Origin of the sequence: Winogradskyella pulchriflava (genome assembly GCF_042434315.1) — a bacterium.
GTDB lineage: Bacteria > Bacteroidota > Bacteroidia > Flavobacteriales > Flavobacteriaceae > Winogradskyella > Winogradskyella pulchriflava.
On record NZ_JBHLTQ010000006.1, the window covers coordinates 19,690 to 43,510 of the forward strand.

Here is a 23,821-nt window from a genome sequence, read left to right on the forward strand (position 1 = left end):
TGCGTTTAATGTTATGTTAATATTAGCATATAATTAAATGTAGTTTAATAACTTAGGGGAAACTATCAGGCATGAAAAACGTATTACCACTATTTGTTGCATTGATTTTTACGGTTTCTTTAAGCGCGCAATCCAATCAATGTATTTGTTGTACAGAGAAGCACTCAGAATTCGATTTTTGGATTGGAGAATGGGAAGTGACCAATCCAGATGGTTCTAAAGCTGGTAAAAACAAAATAGAAAAAGTTCAGGATAGCTGCGTGTTACAAGAAAACTGGATAAGTGCCTCACCTGGTTATACAGGTACTAGCAACAATTTTTACAATTATAAAACCAAGCAATGGGAGCAAATTTGGATTGATAATAAAGGATCGAGTTTGCACCTTAAAGGAAATAAAGTTGGCAATCAGATGATAATGAGAACAGATGATGAAACCAATGCAGAGGGCAAAACTTTTTTTCATCGTGTCACTTGGACAGATAATGAAGATGGTACCGTGAGACAGTTATGGGAAACTATAACAGATAAAACCGAAATTTCAATAGCTTTTGATGGACTTTATAAAAGGGTAGAGGAATAGTTACTAGATATAATTTTATTGGTATCCTCTAAGTTTTTAAAAACGTCAAACCCTTTGCCTTGAGTTCTCATAGCGCCAAGTGCATTGGCATAATGCGCTGCTTTTACGTAGTCGTTGTGTAAGGTAAATCCATAAGACAAACCACCAGCAAAAGAATCTCCACAACCTGTGGTATCTACAACATTACTCACAGCTACAGATTTTATGAATTCTTGCTTTAAGTCGTTGTTTTCTTTAAAGAAAATAGCACAACCTCTTGAGTCTAGAGTAACATAAAGATATTCTACGCCTTTGTTTAGTGTTGCTTTGGCGAAATCGTTAAGGTGATCGGTTCGGTTTTCATCATATAACTCACCGGTTGAATAGTCTTCGTCAACCCAAGAACAGATAGATTCTTCGAGGTTCATTTTTAAGACATCAATGTATGGTAACCAATCGTCCTTGTCTTTCCAATACTTTCTTAAGCGTTTACCTTGGTTAGTTACGTAGGTCGTTGGGCCATGTGCATCGAAAATGACCTTAGCGTCACTGTTTTCTTTTATGAATTTTAAAGTGTCAAGTTCAACTTCAAAATCGGTAATGGGCACAAAAACAAAAGCATCAACATCTAAAAATGGTTTAACATCTTCAGGCGAAATAGGCTTCATGTTAGACAATTGCTTTTCTTGTCTGTTATTCTGATCTAAAAACTTCAGTTCTATGGTTGTACCTTGGTTGGCATCAGAAAGAATACCATTGGTATTAATATTTGAATAAGGTTTAAATAACTCTGTAATCTCAGAAACATCACGCTTATTAACTTGCGAAATTGGGATAACTTCACCCAAACCTTCTAGTAGCCTAGATAATGCAATTGTAGGATGAGTAACGCAGCCATATTTTATTATGGTTTCTCCTTTATGTGTTATAATGGTATCATGCGGAATTGGTCCTACTACTGCAATTTTATAAGCCATAAGTCTTAGTCTTGTAATGCAAACACTTTCTTTAATAAGTCAGTGGTGCGTGAAGCAACTTTGTTTCTGATTTCCTTTTCTTCTACTGCAATCATTGTATAAACTCCTTTTAAAGCTTCTTGGGTTACATAGTCCGTTAAATCTGGGTTAACGTTGTTTGTAAACGGAATTGCGTTGTACTTATTAATCAGGTTATTCCATATCTGATCAGCACCAACCTTAGAAAAAGAATTATTAATAACAGGCTGAAATTTATTATAAAGCTCAGTTTGTGTTTTTGTGGTTAGGTAACTCGTCGCCGCATTGTCATCACCTAAAAGGATGTTTTTGGCATCATCAAATGTAATATCTTTTACCGCATTGACGAAGATAGGAGTTGCTTCTTTTACGGCATCTTCTGCAGCTCTATTTAAAACTTTAAGACCTTCATCAGCTAGATTGCCTAAGCCAATATCTCGTAAGCCTTTATCAACTTTTTGTAATTCTTCAGGCAAAAGAATCTTTACCAAATCGTTTTTAAAAAAACCGTCTGTTTGAGTTAGTTTTGTAACTTGTTTCTCAATACCTTGGTCTAGAGCTTGTCTTAAACCAGATGCAATATCAGCATTACTAAGCACTTCAGATTGCGGAAGCGAATCAACAACTTGTTGTAGTTCAGCACAAGCTGTTAAATTAAAAATCATAAGTAGGGCAAAAATTCTTCTAATCATGTGTATGGTTTTATATCTTTAACAAAGATAATTTATACTATTGAAAAAAGTTTCAATATTCATACCTAATATTGCTAATGCTATTATTTAATTGTGAAAAACACTTCATAGTTGGGTTTAGGTTTGCTGAGTAAGGAGACAATTTTGAGTTCTAGTAAGCGTTTAATATAAATCAATATATTAAAAGTGTTATTTTTAGCACAGTATTTGATTATCCATTAGTAAATTATATTATTCATTATGAATGGTTTTATGAAAAAACGACTTTCATTAATTATAATTTGCATCCTAACAGCAACTTATTCTTACGGTCAAATTAAGGTTTCAGAATTTATTCAAGAATCCAAAATAGCATCTACAGATAATAATAAACTATTTTTTGTTGATTTTTGGGCTACTTGGTGTGGGCCTTGTATTACGGCAAAAGAGCATTTAGGAGTTTTGCAAAAGCAATTTCCTTCGGATTTGTATATCGTGTCTCTTTCTAGCGAAAATCCATTAATAGTAGAGCGATTTTTAAAGAAAAAGCCTACAGGTTTGGCTGTAGCTATTGATTATTATGGTGAAACCTTCAAAGCTTATAATGTACAGGCTCTGCCAGATGGTGTGTTGTTTAATGCAAGTGGAAAAGTACTGTGGCAAGGAGGAGCTCCAGATTTAAAGAAAGAAATCATTTCAAAATATTTAAGACAACAAACTAAAAGAGCATCATCTGAGTCTTTTTTCAATGTTATTTCTGATACGGAGGAAAGTATTTCTGAATATTTGCCTACTGAAGCATTGGAAATAAAACCATTAACTGGCAAGTTGGATGAGTTGCAGGTTATAGACAATGATAACTATTTAAAACTGTCTGGTTCATTAAAAAATATCATAGGCTATTTAGCAAAAATATATAAGAATCAAATTGTATTAGAAGAAGGTTTAGATACTGATTATGAGATTTATTTAAAGAAACCGTTTAGTGCAAACGAAAATCTGGCATACAAGCTTATTACAAAAATGAATTTAGGTGTAGATAGAAAGTCTAGTGAAGGTGAAGGTGTGACTTTTATGGTTGAAACTCCAAAATTCTGGGATACCAATCAGATAGATTGGGGACAAAATAATGCACGATTTTTAATAGGTGATTCTCAAATTAAGGGAGATAATGTTTCCTTAAGGGATATTGCATACCAATTGGCTTATGTGTTGGATATGCCAGTAATTGTGCCAGATGATACTGCAATTAGTCTTAGTCTGCACGATTGGGATTTTCATTATAAGTTCTTCCAGCTTATGCAATCAGATCTTGAAGATAATTACGGTATCAAAGCCGAAAAGAAAATAGTTACTTATCCAGTATATCACATACAAAAAAAAGCTCCTTAATTAAGGAGCTTTTTTATCTTAAAAACGTTTTGTGTTTAATCTTAGTTACTTAAAACTCTAAACTCAGTACGTCTGTTTCTTTGGTGTTGTGCTTCTGAACACTCAACTCCATTAGAACATCTGTTAGTTAAACGAGACTCACCAAAACCTCTTGCAGTTAATCTGCTTCTAGAGATTCCTTTAGAAACTAAGTAGTTTACTACAGAGTTTGCTCTTTGTTGGGATAAAGACTGGTTAAAATCATCGTTACCTCTAGAATCTGTATGAGACATTATCTCAATGCTTACATTAGAATCTGATAAGATTGGTAATAAAGTGTCGTCAATAGTTTTCTTAGAAGCTGACGTTAATCTAGCGCTACCCAGTTCGTAAAATACTGGTAATACATTTGGATTTAGTAACTCGCAATCAACTTCTTCCCAAGTAGTAATACCACCTTTTTTATCTAATACAGTTCTAGTAACTGTTTGGTATTGCGCTGGGATTGTGTTAGTAGTAGTAGAAGCTGGTGTATCAATCACTCTTCTTTTAATAGTAGCATATTCAGCAGGAATTTCAATTTCGTCCATTCTTGCTGGAGTTTTAACTACACGCTTTTTGTATGTTGCAGTTGTTTCTGGTACAGGTACAGAATTTGTGCTAGCATCCGATGATAATGTCGTAAAAGTTACATCTCTTGATTGAGCTGGATACTCAACAAAACAAGCAGCAACACAATCGTCCTTATTCACAGATGGGCAATCTTCCAAGACTTTATACTCCCATCCTGAGGTTTGAGGGTATATTTCAAAAGTTCTAGAATCATTGCCAAAAGTTGCAGGTACAACTTTTAAATCCGTACGCCCTTCTTGGCTTACGTAAGGGACTTCAACAGTCTCGTAAGTAGCAGGTACGTAAACAAACTTCTTAGAAGCTTCTTTTACTAATACACGCTCTTCAACGGTTCTGTAAGTAGCAGGTACAACTTTTAAAGTTGTGTAAGCAGGATAAGTTTGGATTGTTTCTTCAACTTCCTTAAATTCATCTTTTGTAATACATTTTACATAGCATTTACCTGGTTCTGGATTTGTTGGTAAGCCTTGAGCATGAGAAAATCCAATCCCAGCGACAAAGCAGACTAATAATAATAGTTTTTGTTTCATAGAAATAAAAATTAGTTAATGGTTATAGTTTATCTTATACGTAAGAGGTTTTCTCACGTATTTGTTTAGACACACATTTTTTAATAAGAGTCACTATTAACTTTTTTGAAGTTAGGGTAAAGTTAATGGTAAGCGTTAGCTAGTTAAGTGGATATTTGTCTTATCAATCAAATATTTGTTAAAAATATGAAAAATTAATAAAAAATTAACATATTTTTTGAATTAATATAAATTCGGAATGATTATAAGCCAAAACATGCTGTTAAAAAGAAATAAATTTTAAGAAAAAATGACAGTTTTGTTATTGAAAACCATAACTTTTCTATTCGCGTGAAGCTTAATGGCGTTCGATAAAACAATTTTCTCTAAATCCCTTCCTTTTGAAATTAGATCATTTATTGAATAGGAGTGTGAGACATGTGCAACATCTTGTTCTATTATTGGTCCTGCATCTAGCTCTTCGGTTATATAATGACTCGTTGCACCTATAATTTTTACACCTCTTTTATAAGCTGAGTGATATGGTTTTGCACCTACAAATGCTGGTAAAAATGAATGATGAATATTAATAATCTTATTTTGGTATTTATCAATTAGAAGGTTAGAAATAATTTGCATATATCTTGCTAAGACTATGAAGTCTATTTTATAGGATTCTAACAATTCCAGTTGTTTTAATTCTGCTTTTTGTTTAGTGTCTTTTGTAACTGGAACATGATAAAACGGGATGTTGAAACTGTCGGCAATTGGTTTAAGATCGTTATGATTACTTAATATAAATGGTATTTCTAGAAACAGTTCACCAGAATTATACCTTCCTAAAATATCGTACAAACAGTGATCGTATTTAGATACAAATAAAGCCATTCTTGGCTTTCTTTCAGCCGCATACATTCTCCATTTAAGCTTAAATTTTTCAACCAATGCATTATTGAATGAGGTTTTAAAATTCTCAATAGAAAAGGTCTTTGAGTCAAACTCACATTCCAAACGCATAAAGAATATATTTTGCTCTCTATCTACATGTTGATCTATATATACAATATTACCTTTATTGTCTGCCATAAAGTTGGTAACCGATGCGATAATATTTGGTTGATCTTCACAGTTTATGAGTAATGTAATTTTATTCATGTTAATAGCTTAAATGAGTAAGTAAAATTAACTAAAATAGCATACTATCATACTTTTGCACAAGTTTTAGATAATTAATATTATCTGCTTAAAATTTTTGAATATTCCGTAAATTTGCCACTCAAATAAGCTAGATTTTTACGAATGGAACAAGTTGCACCCTATAAACCAAAATATAAAGTACGAATTGTAACCGCAGCATCACTCTTCGATGGACACGATGCTGCCATAAATATTATGCGTCGTATCATCCAATCAACTGGAGTAGAAGTGATTCATTTGGGTCATGATAGAAGTGTAGAGGAAGTGGTGAACACAGCAATCCAAGAAGATGCTAATGCAATAGCAATGACCTCTTATCAAGGTGGACATAATGAGTACTTTAAATACATGTACGATTTACTTAAAGAAAAAGGAGCAGGTCATATAAAAATCTTTGGTGGTGGAGGTGGTGTCATACTTCCTGAAGAGATTAAGGAATTAATGGATTATGGTATCACCAGAATTTATTCGCCAGATGATGGGCGAGAACTTGGCTTGCAAGGCATGATTAACGATTTAGTTCAACAATCAGATTATGAAAGCCCATCCTTAGTCCTTCCCAAAGGGAAGGAAATCACTCAAAGCCTTAAAGATAAAGATGTAAATACAATAGCACGACTTATTTCATTTGCCGAAAATCAACACGATAAATTTGAAGACTTATTTTCAAGCCTGAGTAAGAGTTCTTCCCCTTTGGGGAAGCTAGAAGGGGCTTGTCCAGTATTAGGTATTACTGGAACAGGTGGAGCTGGTAAATCATCATTAGTAGATGAGTTGGTAAGACGTTTTCTAATCGATTTTCCGGAGAAAACAATTGGATTAATTTCTGTAGATCCATCAAAAAGAAAAACAGGTGGTGCTTTATTAGGTGACAGAATTAGAATGAATGCCATTAACTCACCACGAGTTTACATGCGTAGTTTGGCAACACGTCAATCTAATTTAGCATTATCTAAATATGTAAACGAAGCTATTGAAGTTCTAAAAGCTGCAGAGTATGATTTAATTATTCTTGAAACTTCTGGAATCGGACAATCGGATACCGAAATTATAGAACACAGTGATGTGGCTTTATATGTAATGACTCCAGAATTTGGTGCAGCTACGCAGTTGGAGAAAATTGATATGCTAGACTTTGCTGATTTAGTAGCGATCAATAAATTCGATAAAAGAGGTTCGCTTGACGCTTTACGCGATGTGAAGAAGCAATACATGCGTAACAATAATCTTTGGGATATTCCGCAAGATCAGTTGCCTGTTTATGGAACCATTGCATCTCAATTCAACGATCCAGGAATGAATACGCTTTATAAAGCTATCATGGATAAATTGGTGGAGAAAGCAGATTCTCAATTAAAATCGACATTCGAGATTTCTAAAGAAATGAGCGAAAAGATTTTTGTGATTCCACCTAGCAGAACACGTTACTTATCTGAAATTGCAGAGAACAATCGTGCTTATGATAAAAAAGCGAATGAACAAGTTGAGGTTGCTCAGAAGCTTTATGGAATATTTAAAACTCTTGAATCTGTTTTAGATGCTACACCAGAACTAGATAAAGCTGGCATTGCTTCTGAATCTGTCAGTTCGAGCGTAGTCGAGAACCAAGACTTTATCAAATTATTAATTGGTGAATTTGACCGTGTAAAACTAAACTTAGATCCATATAATTGGGAAGTCATTACAGGTTGGGACGAAAAAGTAAACAAATACAAAAATCCTATCTATTCCTTTAAAGTAAGAGACAAGGAAATAAAAATTGAAACACATACAGAATCGCTTTCGCATACACAAATACCTAAAGTAGCTTTACCAAAGTACCAAGCTTGGGGAGATATTTTAAGATGGTGCCTCCAAGAAAATGTACCTGGTGAGTTTCCTTACACTTCAGGATTATACCCATTCAAAAGAACAGGTGAAGATCCTGCACGTATGTTTGCAGGTGAAGGTGGGCCAGAGCGTACAAACAAGCGTTTTCATTACGTGAGTATGGGCTTACCAGCAAAGCGACTTTCTACTGCTTTCGATAGTGTTACACTTTATGGAAACGATCCAGATTTACGTCCTGATATTTACGGTAAAATTGGTAATGCAGGTGTGTCTATTTGTTGTTTAGATGATGCTAAGAAATTATATTCTGGTTTCGATTTAGCAAACGTAATGACGTCTGTAAGTATGACGATAAATGGGCCAGCACCAATGTTGTTAGGTTTCTTTATGAATGCTGCGATTGATCAACAATGCGAAATCTACATTAAAGAAAACGGATTAGAAAAAGAGGTTGAAGCAAAAATTGCTAAACTTTATAAAGGTAAAGAACGACCAAAATACAATGGCGAATTACCAGAAGGGAACAACGGTCTTGGCTTAATGTTATTGGGAGTTACTGGCGACCAAGTATTACCTGCTGACGTTTATTCTGAGATTAAAAAGAACACCATTGCTCAGGTAAGAGGAACTGTTCAAGCTGATATTTTAAAAGAAGATCAGGCACAGAATACTTGTATTTTCTCCACAGAGTTCGCATTGCGACTCATGGGAGATGTACAGGAATATTTTATAGAAAATAATGTTCGTAATTTCTATTCGGTTTCAATTTCGGGTTATCATATAGCAGAAGCTGGTGCAAACCCAATTACACAATTAGCATTGACTTTATCTAACGGCTTTACTTATGTAGAATATTACTTAAGTAGAGGTATGGATATCAACAAATTTGGACCTAATTTATCATTCTTCTTTTCAAACGGAATTGATCCAGAATATGCTGTTATTGGTCGTGTTGCTCGTAAGATTTGGGCGAAGGCTATGAAAAATAAGTACGGAGCTAATGCAAGAGCACAGATGTTGAAATATCATATTCAGACTTCTGGGCGTAGTTTGCATGCTCAAGAAATCGATTTTAACGATATACGTACAACGCTTCAAGCATTATATGCCATTTATGACAACTGTAATTCATTACACACCAATGCATATGATGAAGCCATTACTACACCAACAGAAGAATCTGTAAGAAGAGCAATGGCCATTCAGTTAATTATTAATAAAGAATTAGGTTTAGCTAAAAACGAAAACCCAATTCAAGGGTCTTTCATTATAGAAGAATTAACCGATTTGGTTGAAGAAGCGGTATTGATGGAATTCGATAGAATAACAGAAAGAGGTGGAGTACTAGGTGCCATGGAAACGATGTATCAACGAAGTAAAATACAGGAAGAAAGCTTATATTATGAAACGCTAAAACATAATGGTCAATTTCCAATCATTGGTGTCAACACTTTTTTAAGCAGTAAAGGTTCTCCAACTGTTATTCCTGCTGAAGTTATTAGAGCAACTGAAGAAGAAAAGCAATTTCAAATTAAAACATTAGAAAATCTTCATAAGGCTAATGATACTGAAGCTTTATTGAAAGACCTACAGCAAAAGGCAGTTAATAATGAAAATATTTTTGAAGCCTTAATGGATGTTTGTAAAGTATGTTCATTAGGTCAGATTACGTCTGCGTTGTTTGAAGTTGGTGGACAATATAGAAGAAATATGTAAGCAGGATTCCAATTTTTAAAAAGTTTGCGCATTCAAAATTGTGAATATCGCTTATCCCGAACTTGTTTCGGGATCTCAGAGAATCACTTTTTTATATTAGTAAAATTGCATCTTTTTGAAGTATTAGTCGTCTATTCGTAAAACGAAAAAATGACTAAACTACAGCTAAAGCAAGAATTTTACAACCAATTAAGTTTAGGTAAAACAGCTCTAAAGCAGAAAAGCTATTCTGAAGCTTTTTATCACTTTGAAAACGCTCATATTCTTGGGCAAAAACATGTGTGCAGACATACCATAAGTCATTTGTGGATGTTGCTTTATGGTGTAAAAACTAAGAATGTAAAAGAAATTATTGGGCAAATTTTAAGAACTATAGCTTCAATTTTTTTTACCTTAGTATGGATTCCTGATGGCAATACAGGTGGAGCAAACGTTTCGGCAATAAAACCTATGCCTATTAGAAATGAGTTGCAAAAATATTTTGACTAAACAATGCATCTTTTTAATGCTTTCTTCGTCTATTATATGAACATTAAAAAATCTTGAATTATGAAAAATAATAATGAATGCACTTGTAATTGCTCATCCTGTATAGATGGTCAATGTAGTAACTGCACGTGTGAAAATTGTACTTGTACAAATTGTAATTGTTAATTTAATCGTCAGTTCGAGTGAATTTGGTGTTGCCAAATTTGTATCGAGAACATTTGAAGACTTCTCAATACAATTCCGAAATTTTTCGGAATCACTCGAAGTGACTTATTAGTTTTGTGTATGACAACAAATGAAGTTTGGAAAACCTATTCAGAAGACTTAAGACGTTTCATTTTAAGTAAGGTTAAGGATGCTGTAATTACAGAAGATATATTACAAGACACGTTCATAAAAGTGCATACCAAATTACATACCTTAAAGGATGAAAGTAAACTAAAACCTTGGTTATTCTCTGTAGCACGATATACGTTACTAGATTATTTTAAAGCAACTAAGCATACACTTCAAGTTGCTGATTTAGAAATAGAAGCAGAGTCCTCAATTAAAGAACATACAGAACAAGATTGTCTTAGAGGGATCTTAAAAAACTTACCCAAAAAATATAGAGACCCTTTATTTCTATCAGATATAAAAGGGCTGAAACAACAAGAAGTAGCAGACCAATTAAAATTACCATTAGCTACAGTTAAATCGCAAATACAAAGAGCACGAAAGCAAATAGCACAAGGCTTTATGGACTGTTGTGGTTTTGTTATGAATGACGAAGGGCACTTAGTTGGTGAAATACAGGACAAGGCAGATTGTAAAGTCTGTGGTTAATAGTATCTTTGAAGGAAATTGTTTTAAATGTCCTTTAAAAAACTACATCCTTTATTAAAAGAATCTTTAGAAAATGCAGGTTATGAAACCTCTAATGCGTTTCAGAAAAAAGTACTACCAACTTTAAAAGGAGGTGCAAGTGCTTATGTTATTGCTCCAAAAGGAAGCGGTAAAACAACAGCATTAATAATTGCTACAATTCATAAATTAAAAGCAGCCGCTTTTGAAGATTCTCCTAGAGCTATAATTGTTGTTAGGGATAAAGCAGATGCTTTAGCTTTAAAGGAAGAATTTGAAAGGTTTACCAAAAACACGGACCTTAGAGTCTATGCACTTTATGATGAATATGATATTGAAAAACAAAAGGAAGAAGTGTACTACGGACAAGATATCGTCATCGCAACTCCAGCGCGATTAAGTAAACTGTATTTTTTAAATGGTATTCATTTAGGCGAAATTCAGTTGTTCGCTATTGAAGATGCCGATTATTTAGGTAGAAATAACGCTTATAATCATATTTTACGATTATCGGAAAGCTTAAGTAAATGTCAGTATGTAATTATTGCTGATGAGATGAATTCTAAAATTCTCAATTATCAGAATTCATTTATGAATAATGCACATCTTGTAAAGGTAAAATAGTAATTACAAAGTCATCATCCAACTTCGTTGTAGTTTTCTAAATTTTTTAAGCTCACCTCTAAGAATAGGTAAATAATCTCTACCGTTACTATTAGAACGTTCTAGTCTTCGGCAGTTACTATACATTTTTGCTGTTAGAAGTTCTAAACTCTCTAAATGCTTATGCTTTTTGTCCGAAAAGCGCTCGCGCTCTGCATTAATAATTTCTGGAGCGAGATTGGTAGATTGCTGTATAATATCTCCAGTAAAATAAATATTATTGTCTTCAGTACCATCCGGATTTAAGTAAGATAAATCTTGACTTATATAGGTAGATATGCTTCGCGAAAGCATAATAATATCCATTGCCTTCTTATATATAGGCAAATCTGATAAGTGAGATGGTAGGTTATAATTCATAATTCAATAGCAATGCACACGAAATTAAGCACTAGAAATGATATTTTACTTTAATTATTAAAGTAAAAATGTATATTTGATTTAATTATTATGTTATTATAGATCATTTTCTTTAAATATGAGTATAGATAGTTTAAACTGGAAGATTTTGAAGTGCTTGCAACAAAATGCAAGAATGTCTAATGCCGAAATTGGCAGACGTGTAGGCATAAGTTCACCAGCCGTAAGTGAACGGATAAAAAAGATGGAAGACGCAGAAATTATTCAAGGCTATACTACGTTTGTATCTCCATTTGAAGCAGGTTATCAGCTAAAAGCTTTAATCACGCTTCGTGCTTTTATGGGTATGCTAAAACCTTTTCTAGAAAAGTTGAAAACTTATGATGAGGTAGTTAATTGTTACAGAATTACAGGCAATGAAAATATAGTGATGGAAGTAGTGTTGAAAAACCAAAAACACTTAGAATCATTTATTGATCAATTGATTAGTTATGGTGAAACTAAAACGCAAATAGTATTGTCTCATGTCATTAAATACAGTGAGATAAAACCTTTAAAGTAGAAGTTTAATTAATTCGCCAAGGTGGATTCTTCCTGTTTTTTCCAGCGTGATAGATGATAATTGCATTACCATCAGGATCATTTAAATATGCTTCATTCCAAAGCCAAGGTTGTTCTAATATTTCAGTATTAAAAGTAATACCTTTTTGTTTTAAGTCGCTAATTGTTTCTGGAAGATTATCGACTTCAAAATATAAGATTATACCATTACCTTTAGGTAACGCTTCAACTTTATGAATAGAAAATGTGGAGTCTCCATCAGGACATTCAAACCGTACATATCTTGGCAGAGACTTTACAATTAATTTTAAGCCTAATTTTTTATAAAATTCCGTCGCAGTCTCAACATCTAACGACGGAATTGTAACTTGATTTAAATTCATATTAATAGGTGCTATATTCAGATGATGTTTTTAAACGTTTTAATAAGTACAAGGTTAGTAAACCAGCAAATAAGAGCACTAAAAATAATATAACCCAAGTAGTATTATAACCAAATTGATATATAGAATTTAGAACCGCATTATGTCCAATAATATGAGAGAATGAAAAACTCATACTAAATAAACCCATGTAACTACCTTTACGACCTTTTGGTGCCATGTCTAATGCTAATGCACTAGAAAAGGGTGAACCAACCATTTCTCCAAGTGTCATTAGTATCATTCCTATTATTAGCACTCCAAACCAATCTGAAAAGATAAGTATTATAAAACTTAGAGCTAATAAGATGATACCCCAAAAAGTTGCTATAGTTTTAGACATTTTTTTGCGTTCTAGCCAAGAGATAAGAGGCATTTCAAGAAATACTATCATTACTCCATTGAGAAACATTATCCAGCCAATAACATCTGCTGAAAGTTTGTGGTGATCACTATAATACAAAGGTACAGACGAAAAGTATTGAACGAATACAATGCTATTTATCACCATTATTATAAAGAAAAGTAAAAATAAACCATTCTTGTATGGTTTTACACCTTGTTTTTCAACATTTGTATGTTCTTCTTTATGTTCAACTTTCTTTGGCTTTAGTGCAAATAAAAGCATTAAAGATGCTAGAATACAGGTGGCACCATCTACCCAAAATATTGAATTGTAGCTCACTTTAGCAATTAATAAGCCACCAACTACAGGACCAATAGAAAATCCTAAATTAATTGCCAGTCTAATTAGACCTATATTTCTAGTAGTGTCACTTTCCTTTCCATAAGTACCAGCAGCAACGAATATACCTGGACGATAAACATCTACTGCAAACATTAAAGTGAAAACGCCAATACACATGGCAATATATGTTTCTATAAATTGAATTGCGATAAAGCCTAATCCACCAAAAAAGAGACTTAAAACAATGGTTTTATAAAAGCCTATAATGTCTGTTAGAATACCACCAACATAATTGCCCAATAATGAACCAACACCATAGCAGGTCATTATCATTCCTACTTGTGGTAAAGAGAATCCTTTATTGTTTACCAAGTATATTGATAAAAACGGAATTACCATTGCGCCAGCTCTATTTATAAAGGTAACGAAAGATAATATCCATATTTCGGGAACTAATCCTTTAAAGGAATTTACGTAATTGGCATAGAGTTGTTTCATTTTGGTTGTTGTTATAAAAATAAAAAGTCCGACGGTATCGTCGGACTTTTAAATATTGTTTAATAGAATATAGGTATTGCTACAATAGATAATGCGTCCGAATGTTTTCCGTAGAAATCACACAGGTTTGCTTGGTATATCTATTGATTTGTAACATTATTTTATTTTGTTTAACTAATCAAAGCTACAATAAAATTCAATAAGTTGTATTTTTGAACTTTAAATAATTACAGATGAAGAATTTATTTTTACTCTTTTTAATGGTCTTTTCAGTGGGTTGTGCCCAAGAAAAACAAACAATTGTTGGCGAAACTGAATGGCAAAAGAAGCAGAATGCCGATTTTAAAGACGCTACTAAATCGCCATTAAAAGACAAGGATAGAAAGACGTTTAAAGGTCTTGATTTCTATAAGTTTGACTCTACTTATGTAGTAACAGCCAAGTTGACTAGAACACCTGATGCAAAACCTTTTAAAATGAAAACCACAACTGAAAGGCGTCCAGATTATGTACAATATGGAGTTGTTACCTTTACCTTAAAAGGTCAAGAATATCAATTAAATATTTATCAAAATTTAGGATTATTAGATACAGAAGGATATGAGGATTATTTGTTTCTGCCTTTTTTAGATGATACTAATGGAAATGGTAGTTACGCAGGTGGACGTTACACAGAAGCAAGGATTCCTGAAGGAGATACCATAATTATTGATTTCAATACAGCGTATAATCCGTATTGTGCCTATAACGAAAAATATTCTTGCCCAATTGTGCCGAGAGAAAATTACTTAGCTACAGAAATTAAAGCAGGAGTAAAGGCGTTTAAAAAGCATTAAGCTTTAACCAAATACAATCCGAGAAAAACAGCTAAAAACCCAACTACAAAACTAGCAATTGTATAAAGTGCAAAACTTGTAAAGTCACCCGATTTTAAAAACACATGATTCTCATAAGCAAAGGTAGAAAAGGTGGTAAAGCCACCACAAAAACCTGTGGCTAGTAATAATGTCTGACTTTCGGAAAGTGTATCATTTTTAGCAGCGAGTCCTAAAATAATTCCAATTAATAAACTGCCAACTATGTTTGCCGCAAAAGTGCCATAAGGTATACCGTTTTCAGAATTATTAAGCCACTTGCCAATAACAAAGCGAAGTACACTACCAAAGCCACCTCCTACAAATACAAGTAATAATTGTTTCATATTTATTTTACAGCAACATATATTTCCGTCACCCAATCCGCAGGATTTGGTTGGCTCATAGGATCTGTTATATAAGTTTCAAGCATAGGACCAGCATCTATTATTTCTAAATTATTTTCGGTAATGTATTTCATAGTAGCTTCCCAAGCCTCTTTTAGATTGTCATAGTTTCCTTTTAAAACGGTTTTTACAGCTTTAAAAGATTCTAACTGACCCGTTAAAATACCAGGTTCTTCAGATACAATTTTTGAGTTTGTTGGTACACAACATGAAAAAATAACAGCATTATTTTCTTCGTCCCATTTATGGTATAATACAAAAGGAGGGCCAGCCAAAGTAATATTATGTGTCATAGCATAAGCACCAACTTTAGGGAGCATAGCTTTCATGTTTTGTTCAAATTCACTGAATTTACAAGATGTGGTATTGTACAAATAATAGCCACCACTATGCTGTGTTACGCCTTCAATATTAATGCTATAGACTTTCATTTCTTCTTGCAAAATACTATCTAATAATGTTAGGCCTCTTTCGTAATGAGGTCCAATTTGCTTTTCCATTCCTCCCATAAGAGTTGAAAATGCCTTAAAAATAAAAGGTAAATCTTTACCAGATATAGTCCATGTAACTTCAGTTGTACCGTCTTCATTTGGTTTTAAATCCCAAGTCACATCGTTTTTAGGAAAATCATCAAACTGCATTTCTTGAGTAATGGAATTATTTGGAGTAGTGGCTACCGTTTTCATAGTGCCAATACCATCCTCATCTTCCCATGAAAAAGAACCTCCAACACCTTTGGTTTGTTCTGGAAGTGTAACTTTAGTCTCTGGCTTTGCTTCAACCCAAGAGTTCCATGCTTCCCAGTTTTTAAAATCTATGACATTATTATAAACCACAGCCTGAGGTGCCTTAATAGTTTTTGTTCTTGTTACCTCAAATGAATTGGGCTGTACTGCAATATAAATTGAAAAGCCAATGATTAAAACTAACAACAACAGCAGAATATATTTAAGTGCTTTCATTTTTTGATTTGATTTAGTAGTTATCCAAAGATAGTAATTTTATGATATGTGATATATATGTTACATTTGTGTACAATTCAAAAATAAACTTACTAAAATGAAACTAAAATCAATAATCGTAATTTGCCTTATTACTGTAATGGCGTGGTCTTGTAAAGATGATGCTAAAGATTCAGTTAATACTGAGGTTAAAGAAAACGTTGAAGCTAAATTTGACTTTAACGTAGAGCAATTTGCCGACATTAAAATTCTTCGTTATCAAATTCCTGGATGGGAAAATCTAAGTCTTAACGAGCAAAAATTAGTCTATTATTTAGTTGAAGCTGGTTTGGCTGGTAGAGACATTATGTGGGATCAAAACTACAGGCACAATCTTAAAATTAGAAAGGCTTTAGAAAATGTTTACACAAAATATAATGGTGATAAAAGCACTAACAATTGGAAAGCTTTTGAAACCTATCTTAAACGTGTTTGGTTTAGTAATGGTATTCATCATCATTATTCTAACGATAAACTAAAGCCAGAGTTTTCTAAAGATTATTTAAATGAATTATTCTTAGCTACAAATACCAAATTAGATGGAGAAGCTTTTGATGTAATCTTTAATGATAAAGACTCAAAGAAAGTAAACCAAGCAAAAGGTGTAGACAATGTAGCGCTTTCTGCGGTTAATTTTTATGGGCCAAATGTAACCAATGCCGATGTAGAAAATTTCTACAAGAAAAAGAAATCACCAAACCCAAACAGACCATTATCTTATGGGTTGAACTCTCAATTAGTTAAAGAAAATGGTGTTCTAAAAGAGCGTGTATACAAATCTGGCGGTTTGTATGGCTCTGCAATAGACGAAATTGTAAAGTGGTTAGAAAAAGCACAAGGTGTCGCAGAAAATAAAGCACAAGGTGATGCTATTGGTCTTTTAATTCAGTATTACAAAACAGGAGATTTACAAACTTGGGATGACTATAACGTAGCTTGGACCGCTGCCACTGATGGCAATGTAGATTATATTAATAGCTTTATTGAAGTGTACAACGATCCTTTAGGATATAGAGGTTCTTATGAAACTATTGTACAAATTAATGATTTTGATATGTCTAAAAAAATGGCTGTGCTTTCAGAAAACGCACAGTGGTTTGAGGATAATTCACCATTAATGGATGCACACAAAAAAGATAGCGTAGTAGGAGTAACTTATAAAGTTGTAACAGTTGCTGGTGAAGCTGGTGATGCGTCTCCAAGTACACCAATTGGTGTCAACCTTCCTAATGCAAACTGGATTAGAAAAGAAGTTGGAAGTAAATCGGTTTCTTTAGGAAACATTATCAATGCTTACAATAACGCTGGCAGTACTGGTCGTTTAAAAGAATTTGTTCATGACAAAGAAGAGTTAAAGCTTGAAGAAGAATATGGTCAGTTAGCGGATAAACTTCATACTGCACTTCATGAGGTTATTGGGCATGCATCAGGTCAGTTAAATCCTGGAGTTGGTGAAACAAAAGAGACTTTAAAAAATTATGCTTCAACGTTAGAAGAAGGTCGTGCTGATTTAGTAGGTCTTTATTATTTATACGATTCTAAGTTGCAAGAACTAGGTTTGGTAGAAGACTGGAAAAAAGTTGGAATGGCTGCTTATGATGGTTATATTAGAAATGGTCTAATGACACAGCTTATTCGTTTAAACCTTGGAGATGATGTTGAAGAAGCACATATGAGAAACAGACAGTGGGTAAGTGCTTGGGCTTATGAAAAAGGAAAAGCTGATAATGTAATTGAAAAAGTTACCAGAGATGGTAAAACCTATTTCAACATTAATGATTACGATAAATTACACGAATTATTTGGTCAATTATTAAGAGAAACCCAACGAATTAAATCTGAAGGCGATTATGCAGCTGTAGAGGCTTTGGTAGAGGGTTATGGTGTTAAAGTAGACCAAGCTATTCATAAAGAAGTATTAGAGCGTAACAAACAATTTACGTCAGCTCCTTATAGTGGTTTTGTTAATCCTGTAATTATACCAGCTAAAGATGGTGATGGTAATATTACAGCATTTAAGATTGAACAACCTAAAAGTTTCTCAGAGCAAATGTTAGAGTACAGTAAAAAGTATAGCCATTTGCCAGAGGTGAACTAGTAAAGCTACAGATATTAGTAATTATTAAAAAGCAACTATTTAGATGGTTGCTTTTTTTTGTTTTTACTAAATCTTAAAAGAAATGTATTGATGCTTAATAATATGAAAAGTACAATCATAATTGTTGTTTTATATTGGTTGAATAATAGATCTTCTAAAAGTAGGGGTCGTTAATCCATAAAAAAATCCCCAACAATGGGGATTTTTATTGATAGCTGGTTTTTATTTCCCTATGATTAATAGTAACTCAACTATCCCGATTAACAACTAACTAAATCATCGTTTTTAAATTCTTTCAAAAAAGAGTGCAAAATACTCCTCTTCTCCAGTATCTGGATCTACATAATAATCGCCACCAATAACCAAAGAACTATTTGTTAGTGTAAAGATTATTGCAGATGGGTAGCCATTTTCCATTATTACATGCTCAAATCCTTCATAAGAACCAATTGTATAGCTAATAGTATCCTCATAGTCATAATCACCATCGCAGTCATCATCTTCTTTTGCTGTGATTTCTGTACTTGTTATAATCATTCGAGATTCGGTACTGCAACCAGCATTATAAGTTTCGGACATGCCGTTATAGTATTCTACTTCTTTTTTAAGTTTCCATTCTCCTTCAATAAGGTTTATGTTAATTGGGCCGTTTGGGTCACTGCTGCTGTTACTATCGTCATCTTTACTACATGAAAAAGTTAAATTCAATAAAATTGCTAATGTAGTACACAAAAAATGTTTTTTTAGTTTCATGATATTGTCGGTTTAAATTAATTAAATGCAATTTACTTTATCATAGGACACAAAAAAATCCCCAATACTGGGGATTTTTTAAATGAGATATCTTAATTGGTATTACTTTCTATAAATAGGAATCTTTAGTCCCAAATATACGTCTGTTGTCTTGGAACTATCAGTTAATAAATTTGAAAACACGGATCCTGAACCAACCGTTAAAGGTCCTAATCTAAAACCACCTCCAAATGCTACATCTCCGTATTCCCTAAAACTAACTGGTGCATAAAAACTAAACCACTTGGTTTCTAAACGAGGTGCTAGAGTAACTGTATTTAAAACAGAGTTTGAGAGTTCACTTTCCTTATCAGTCATAGACAAGCTTGCATGGGCACTTACAAACCACTTTTTTGCCAAACGATAATCTACTGATAAATTTAATGCAGTAGGTAGTTTTACCTTTACCTTTTCCGTAGTTTGTGTGCTACCATAGTTGTCTTCAAGGAATTCTTCAGTGTCATCATCATAATCAGAAGTGCTTACACTGTTGTTCATATCGTAAGTGGTAACTTCACTATCCTTATAGCTAATAGATCCAAGGTCGTTTAAAGAAACTCCAACTTTAAGTTTATATTGATTTTGAAACACTCTAAGGGAATCTTCTCGTTCAGAATGCCACTCATAGGTAAAACCTATATCGGCTCCATAACCAGCAGAAAGATTATCAAAATTGATATTGTCATTGTCAAAATCCTGAGTGGTGCCATAGTTAAGAGTGCCTTGTGTATCTAATGTTTCGGAAGATGCGGTGTATTGACCTTGAAGTCCTGGACTAGATATAAAGAGACTACCAGCGCCTTGTAGGTATTTTAAAGTAACTCCACCTTTAAGGATGTGGTTAGGTTTGTCTATTAATATTCTTCCGTAAGCTACACCAAATTCAGCCCAAGCATGTAGGGTTCCGCTTAGATTGGACGAATCGAAGTCAAAATCGTTATCAGTATCAAAGTCATCGGCTAAATTTTCATATAGCTCTCCATTAATATTATTTAAGTTAAAGAAAGCTCTTGCTCTAGTAATAATTCCTATGCTGCTTTTTGGTGTAAGGTTGAACATAAAAGAAGGCCCAAGTACATCTGTATTTAAAAAGAAGTTATTATCGTTTTTTGGGAATTTTTTAATGTCTTCATCAAAATCAAAACCATCATCAGACTTTAAAGCTGTACTGATATCTATACCGAAATAATCGCTTCCTACTAGAGCGCTACCAGATATAAGATTAATATCAGTTTTAAATTTTGAGCCTACCACATTAGAAGGGTTAAAACTAACAGCATGAATACCTGCATAATTGTCTAAAGCATGACCCACGTAACTTTGTGACGTTAAGGTGTTACTATAACATAGTAGTGTGATTGATAAAATAATAAGTAATCGTTTCATAAAAATTTATTGTTAAGTTAATAGCTAAGCAAACCTAAATACATATTTCAATAAAAAAAATCATTGTACAAGGTTTTTTTAAAATTTATATTTTTTTTCTAGTGCATAGCGCATCAATTCGCCTTTGCCGTGAAGTCCAAGAATCCGAATCATATTTTTCCGATGTGTATCTACTGTATGAATACCAATGAAAAGCTCATCGGCTATTTCACGCGATGTTTTGCCTTGAGCTATGAGGCCTAAAATTTCAATTTGTCGTTTGGTAAGCATACCTTTTCCTTTTTTGTTGCTATTGTTTTTAACGTCAACTTTAATGTTAGCATCAAAATAAGTATTGCCTTCATAGACAGAGCGTACTGCTTTTAGTACTTCTTCTAATGGTGAGTTTTTTAAAAGGTAACCAGAAGCTCCAGCATCTAGCATTTGCTGTATGGCTTCAGTTTGGTCAAACATGGTAAATCCTAGAACTTTAGTGTGTGGTAATTCTTTTTTAATCTCTCTTGTTGCTGAAATACCATCAACTTTGGGCATTCTGATATCAGTAATGACGACATTAGGTTGTTTTAATCTTACTAAGTCCATGAGTGCCTCGCCATCATTGGCAGTGCCTACAATTTCAATATCTTCTTCATATTCTAGTAATAACTTAATACCGTCAATGAGGGATTGGTGATCTTCTGCTATGGCTAATCGTATCATAATGGTATATCTATTATTACAGTTGTCCCTTTATTTTTTTCAGACTCAATAGTGAGTTTTCCGTCTAAATGCTCAATGCGTTTATCAATACTACTTATGCCCATACCTTTATTGTTTTTAGTAATTTGGTTTGGGTTAAACCCTTTACCATTATCCTCTACCATAATATTGATGCTATCTTCGTGATTGGTTAAATGAATAGTGATTTCAGTAGCTTCAGCGTGTTTTATAACGTTGGTGATTAACTCTTGTATAACCCTGAAAATAGTGAGCTCTAAACTATTTTCTAAGCGGTTGTCCAAACCATGGTCTAGAACTTCAATCTGTATTTTGTTTGAAGTAGATACTTTATCAGCCATATGCTGTACAGCTTTTAAAAGGCCTTGTTTTGCAATAACTCCAGAGTTTTTGGCATGTGCTACAGTGCGTACTTTTTGGTAGGCTTCTTCAATAAGGTTATTGGTTTTTTCAAATAGTTCAGGTGAATCTTTTTCTTTTAAGGCATTAAAATGAAGTTTAACATTTGCCATAAGGCCTCCTAAATCATCATGCAAATCGTTGGCAATGCGTTGGCGTTCTTTTTCCTGACCTTCTATCATAGCATCGATGGCTGTGAGCTCTTGTTCTTTTAAAACAGTTGCTAGTTTTTGGGATTCTATTTCTTTTTCTTGCTCAGCAAGTTTTTGCTTACGTTTTGTATTTTTAAAGAGAAGAAAAGCTATTATACTTCCTAATGCTAAGCTACCACCTAATCCAATGGCTATGTTTTGGTTTTGTTTTCTTTTGGCTTCAATTTCAAGGTTATTTGCTCTTAACTTCTCATTTTGATATTTTTCTTCGATATCTGTAATTGCAGAATTTTGTTCTTTTAAGTTTATAATATCTTTTATAGAATCGTATTTGTATAAGTAATCGTATGCATTAGCCCAATCTTCCATATAGTAATAAGTTGCATCGATATTAGAAAAAAGAATTTTTTTGCTTTTGGTATTTAATTTAGGTAAATCAATTTGTTCTGCTACACTGTAGAATTCTAAAGCTTTACTGTAGTCTTTTTTTCTTCTGTATGCATTTCCTAAATTATTATATATATTAAATTCTGTGTTTAAGTTTTTATAGGTTAAGGTATCGCTGTAGTAATTTTTTAAAGCATTATTGTAATAAAAAATTGCAGAATCCTGATTTTTGTATTTTCGAGAATACGTAGATCCTATATTAATTGAAATGTTTGTTTGCATTTGAGTGCTATCAATCTCTTCAGCTAATTTTAGAGCTTTAAAAAAATAAAGTTTAGCAGAATCACTGATATTATTTTTCAATTTATCTACTCCGTAATTAGTGTAATATGATGCTAACCATTTTTTTGATTTTGTAGAGATGGCATAATTATACACTTCTTTCAAATAGATATCTTTGTTTGCCACGAGATTATTCTGACTATCTAACAACAAATAGATTTCAAGGTTAGTTTTGGCAATGTTTTCATGTGCTTGTTCTGCTTTAAACAAGTCTAATGCTTTTTTGTAATAGCTTAGAGCAGTGTCTTCTTGGTTTAAATTTTCATAAGACTTAGCCATTATAAAATTTAATTTAGCAAATTCTAATTTACTCTGGTAAGCTACTTTGGTTATGTCTATTGATGTAAGTGCTTTGTATTTTTCAAATTGATATAAAGAATCAATTTCAGCATACTCTACAGTAGAATTCCCTTGCCCATAAAAAATAGTAGGCAAGAGAATTGATAGAACTATTTTTAGTTTGAATTTATCCACCAGTAATGATATCACCACCATCTTCGTTGGGTTTAATAAAGTCATTTTTAGGCATAAGACAACTTGACTTAGAATATTTGTTAATAGTTTTTAGACAGTTATGATAAAATGCAGTATGGGCAGAAATATCAGAATTATTTTCATTTAGGATAATAATTTTAATTTTCTTATCCTTACTAAGCTCATTTTCATCTAGATTTAAACTCTTAATGCTGAAGTCTTTTTTGATGACTTTAGTTATTGGTAATTCTTTAGTATCATTATCAGAGCTATTACTTATTCTAATTAATAAAGCATTAATATCCGGTGTCGAAATATCTCTGTAGTGTTCAATTTTTAATTTATCATCAGTAACAGGAATGAATACTGTAAGTCTATCTTCTTTAATTGAAAAATCACCAAAAACATCATATCTTCTAATATTTTCAATATCCATATTTGTCTTATCTAAGGCAACAAATTCTTGAACGATATTACCATTTTCAAGTTTTGGGTAAGCTAATAAATCTAAATATTGAGATTCATTTATAACTGCGTTAGCATTTTTTAATTCTTTTGATATTTCATCATTCTTTTTCTGACAATCTAGTTTTTCGTTTTTTAATTCTTCACAATCACAACATCCAAAAAAAAGTGTAGCTGCCACAAGAACAAAGCCAAGTTTAAACAATCTAGTTTTCATACATATAGGGTTTTATTGGTTAGTTACAAAAACAAAGATGCAAAGCAGGAGTACATCAAAACATACCCATTACAAGGTATATTGATGTAAAAATTAAGAAATAAAAGTGAGTTAATAGGAAAAT

Annotated in this window: 23 protein-coding genes; 9 read left to right on the forward strand and 14 right to left on the reverse strand. The window is 32.9% G+C overall.

What is annotated here, in order from left to right; all coding sequences use genetic code 11:
• Positions 1 to 71: 71 nt before the first annotated feature.
• Positions 72 to 581 carry a hypothetical protein gene (locus ACFFGA_RS12065; protein ID WP_386064386.1) on the forward strand — a complete coding sequence of 170 codons (510 nt, stop codon included), beginning with the start codon at positions 72 to 74 and terminating at the stop codon, positions 579 to 581.
• On the opposite strand, the gene ACFFGA_RS12070 is transcribed toward ACFFGA_RS12065, so the two are convergent.
• Both ACFFGA_RS12070 and ACFFGA_RS12075 read right to left on the reverse strand, forming a co-directional pair.
• Positions 560 to 1,537: a carbohydrate kinase family protein gene (locus tag ACFFGA_RS12070; protein WP_386064387.1), complete on the reverse strand. Its 978-nt coding sequence runs from the start codon at positions 1,535 to 1,537 to the stop codon at positions 560 to 562. The two genes, ACFFGA_RS12065 and ACFFGA_RS12070, sit on opposite strands and share 22 nt — an antisense overlap.
• Before the next feature lie 5 nt (positions 1,538 to 1,542).
• On the reverse strand, positions 1,543 to 2,247 hold the full coding sequence (locus ACFFGA_RS12075; protein ID WP_386064389.1) for a DUF4197 domain-containing protein: 705 nt from the start codon (positions 2,245 to 2,247) through the stop codon (positions 1,543 to 1,545).
• A gap of 252 nt (positions 2,248 to 2,499) precedes the next feature.
• On the opposite strand from ACFFGA_RS12075, the gene ACFFGA_RS12080 reads away from it, so the two are divergent.
• On the forward strand, positions 2,500 to 3,618 hold the full coding sequence (locus tag ACFFGA_RS12080) for a TlpA family protein disulfide reductase (RefSeq protein ID WP_386064390.1): 1,119 nt from the start codon (positions 2,500 to 2,502) through the stop codon (positions 3,616 to 3,618).
• 41 nt (positions 3,619 to 3,659) lie between these two features.
• Here ACFFGA_RS12080 and ACFFGA_RS12085 read toward each other — a convergent pair whose 3' ends face one another.
• Entirely contained in the window at positions 3,660 to 4,760 is a 1,101-nt protein-coding gene (locus ACFFGA_RS12085) for an OmpA family protein (protein WP_386064392.1), read from the reverse strand.
• A 279-nt stretch (positions 4,761 to 5,039) separates the two neighbouring features.
• Positions 5,040 to 5,894, reverse strand: coding sequence for a formyltetrahydrofolate deformylase (gene purU, locus ACFFGA_RS12090; RefSeq protein ID WP_386064393.1), 855 nt, complete (start codon positions 5,892 to 5,894; stop codon positions 5,040 to 5,042).
• Positions 5,895 to 6,038: 144 nt separating this feature from the next.
• Here purU and ACFFGA_RS12095 point away from each other — a divergent pair, with 144 nt between their 5' ends.
• From ACFFGA_RS12095 to ACFFGA_RS12110, 4 genes are all read left to right on the forward strand, one after another.
• The gene (locus ACFFGA_RS12095; protein WP_386064395.1) at positions 6,039 to 9,482 is read left to right on the forward strand and encodes a methylmalonyl-CoA mutase family protein; all 3,444 of its coding nucleotides are present in this window, start codon (positions 6,039 to 6,041) and stop codon (positions 9,480 to 9,482) included.
• 150 nt (positions 9,483 to 9,632) lie between these two features.
• On the forward strand, positions 9,633 to 9,971 hold the full coding sequence (locus tag ACFFGA_RS12100) for a DUF3703 domain-containing protein (RefSeq protein ID WP_386064397.1): 339 nt from the start codon (positions 9,633 to 9,635) through the stop codon (positions 9,969 to 9,971).
• Between the two features lie 285 nt (positions 9,972 to 10,256).
• Positions 10,257 to 10,796, forward strand: coding sequence for a sigma-70 family RNA polymerase sigma factor (locus tag ACFFGA_RS12105; RefSeq protein WP_386064398.1), 540 nt, complete (start codon positions 10,257 to 10,259; stop codon positions 10,794 to 10,796).
• A 27-nt stretch (positions 10,797 to 10,823) separates the two neighbouring features.
• Positions 10,824 to 11,438, forward strand: a complete 615-nt coding sequence (locus ACFFGA_RS12110) for a DEAD/DEAH box helicase (protein ID WP_386064400.1) — start codon at positions 10,824 to 10,826, stop codon at positions 11,436 to 11,438.
• A gap of 3 nt (positions 11,439 to 11,441) precedes the next feature.
• On the opposite strand, the gene ACFFGA_RS12115 is transcribed toward ACFFGA_RS12110, so the two are convergent.
• On the reverse strand, positions 11,442 to 11,837 hold the full coding sequence (locus ACFFGA_RS12115; protein ID WP_386064401.1) for a hypothetical protein: 396 nt from the start codon (positions 11,835 to 11,837) through the stop codon (positions 11,442 to 11,444).
• A gap of 118 nt (positions 11,838 to 11,955) precedes the next feature.
• Between ACFFGA_RS12115 and ACFFGA_RS12120 the strand changes: the two genes are divergently transcribed.
• Positions 11,956 to 12,399 carry an Lrp/AsnC family transcriptional regulator gene (locus tag ACFFGA_RS12120; protein WP_386064403.1) on the forward strand — a complete coding sequence of 148 codons (444 nt, stop codon included), beginning with the start codon at positions 11,956 to 11,958 and terminating at the stop codon, positions 12,397 to 12,399.
• Between the two features lie 4 nt (positions 12,400 to 12,403).
• Here the strand turns inward: ACFFGA_RS12120 and ACFFGA_RS12125 are convergent, their stop codons facing one another.
• Positions 12,404 to 12,781 carry a VOC family protein gene (locus ACFFGA_RS12125; RefSeq protein ID WP_386064404.1) on the reverse strand — a complete coding sequence of 126 codons (378 nt, stop codon included), beginning with the start codon at positions 12,779 to 12,781 and terminating at the stop codon, positions 12,404 to 12,406.
• A 1-nt stretch (position 12,782) separates the two neighbouring features.
• Positions 12,783 to 14,006, reverse strand: a complete 1,224-nt coding sequence (locus tag ACFFGA_RS12130) for an MDR family MFS transporter (protein WP_386064406.1) — start codon at positions 14,004 to 14,006, stop codon at positions 12,783 to 12,785.
• A 233-nt stretch (positions 14,007 to 14,239) separates the two neighbouring features.
• On the opposite strand from ACFFGA_RS12130, the gene ACFFGA_RS12135 reads away from it, so the two are divergent.
• A complete protein-coding gene (locus tag ACFFGA_RS12135) occupies positions 14,240 to 14,842 on the forward strand; it encodes a DUF1684 domain-containing protein (protein ID WP_386064408.1) in 603 nt (200 codons plus the stop codon).
• Here the strand turns inward: ACFFGA_RS12135 and crcB are convergent.
• Both crcB and ACFFGA_RS12145 read right to left on the reverse strand, forming a co-directional pair.
• Complete coding sequence (gene crcB, locus ACFFGA_RS12140) at positions 14,839 to 15,207, reverse strand: fluoride efflux transporter CrcB (protein WP_386064409.1); 369 nt, start codon at positions 15,205 to 15,207, stop codon at positions 14,839 to 14,841. The two genes, ACFFGA_RS12135 and crcB, sit on opposite strands and share 4 nt — an antisense overlap.
• Before the next feature lie 2 nt (positions 15,208 to 15,209).
• Positions 15,210 to 16,229 (reverse strand): SRPBCC family protein, encoded by a 1,020-nt coding sequence (locus ACFFGA_RS12145; protein WP_386064411.1) that lies wholly within the window; start codon positions 16,227 to 16,229, stop codon positions 15,210 to 15,212.
• 97 nt (positions 16,230 to 16,326) lie between these two features.
• Between ACFFGA_RS12145 and ACFFGA_RS12150 the strand changes: the two genes are divergently transcribed.
• Entirely contained in the window at positions 16,327 to 18,366 is a 2,040-nt protein-coding gene (locus tag ACFFGA_RS12150) for a dipeptidyl-peptidase 3 family protein (protein WP_386064413.1), read from the forward strand.
• Between the two features lie 285 nt (positions 18,367 to 18,651).
• Here the strand turns inward: ACFFGA_RS12150 and ACFFGA_RS12155 are convergent, their stop codons facing one another.
• The 5 genes from ACFFGA_RS12155 to ACFFGA_RS12175 all read right to left on the reverse strand — a co-directional run bounded on the left by ACFFGA_RS12155 (position 18,652) and on the right by ACFFGA_RS12175 (position 23,697).
• Complete coding sequence (locus tag ACFFGA_RS12155) at positions 18,652 to 19,119, reverse strand: hypothetical protein (RefSeq protein ID WP_386064415.1); 468 nt, start codon at positions 19,117 to 19,119, stop codon at positions 18,652 to 18,654.
• 102 nt (positions 19,120 to 19,221) lie between these two features.
• Positions 19,222 to 20,544, reverse strand: coding sequence for a DUF5723 family protein (locus tag ACFFGA_RS12160; protein ID WP_386064416.1), 1,323 nt, complete (start codon positions 20,542 to 20,544; stop codon positions 19,222 to 19,224).
• 78 nt (positions 20,545 to 20,622) lie between these two features.
• Entirely contained in the window at positions 20,623 to 21,243 is a 621-nt protein-coding gene (locus tag ACFFGA_RS12165) for a response regulator transcription factor (RefSeq protein WP_386064418.1), read from the reverse strand.
• Positions 21,240 to 23,060, reverse strand: coding sequence for a tetratricopeptide repeat-containing sensor histidine kinase (locus ACFFGA_RS12170; protein ID WP_386064420.1), 1,821 nt, complete (start codon positions 23,058 to 23,060; stop codon positions 21,240 to 21,242). Before ACFFGA_RS12170 ends, ACFFGA_RS12165 begins: the two co-directional genes overlap by 4 nt.
• Complete coding sequence (locus ACFFGA_RS12175; protein ID WP_386064421.1) at positions 23,008 to 23,697, reverse strand: hypothetical protein; 690 nt, start codon at positions 23,695 to 23,697, stop codon at positions 23,008 to 23,010. The genes ACFFGA_RS12170 and ACFFGA_RS12175 overlap by 53 nt, the downstream gene beginning before the upstream one ends.
• Positions 23,698 to 23,821: the final 124 nt, after the last annotated feature.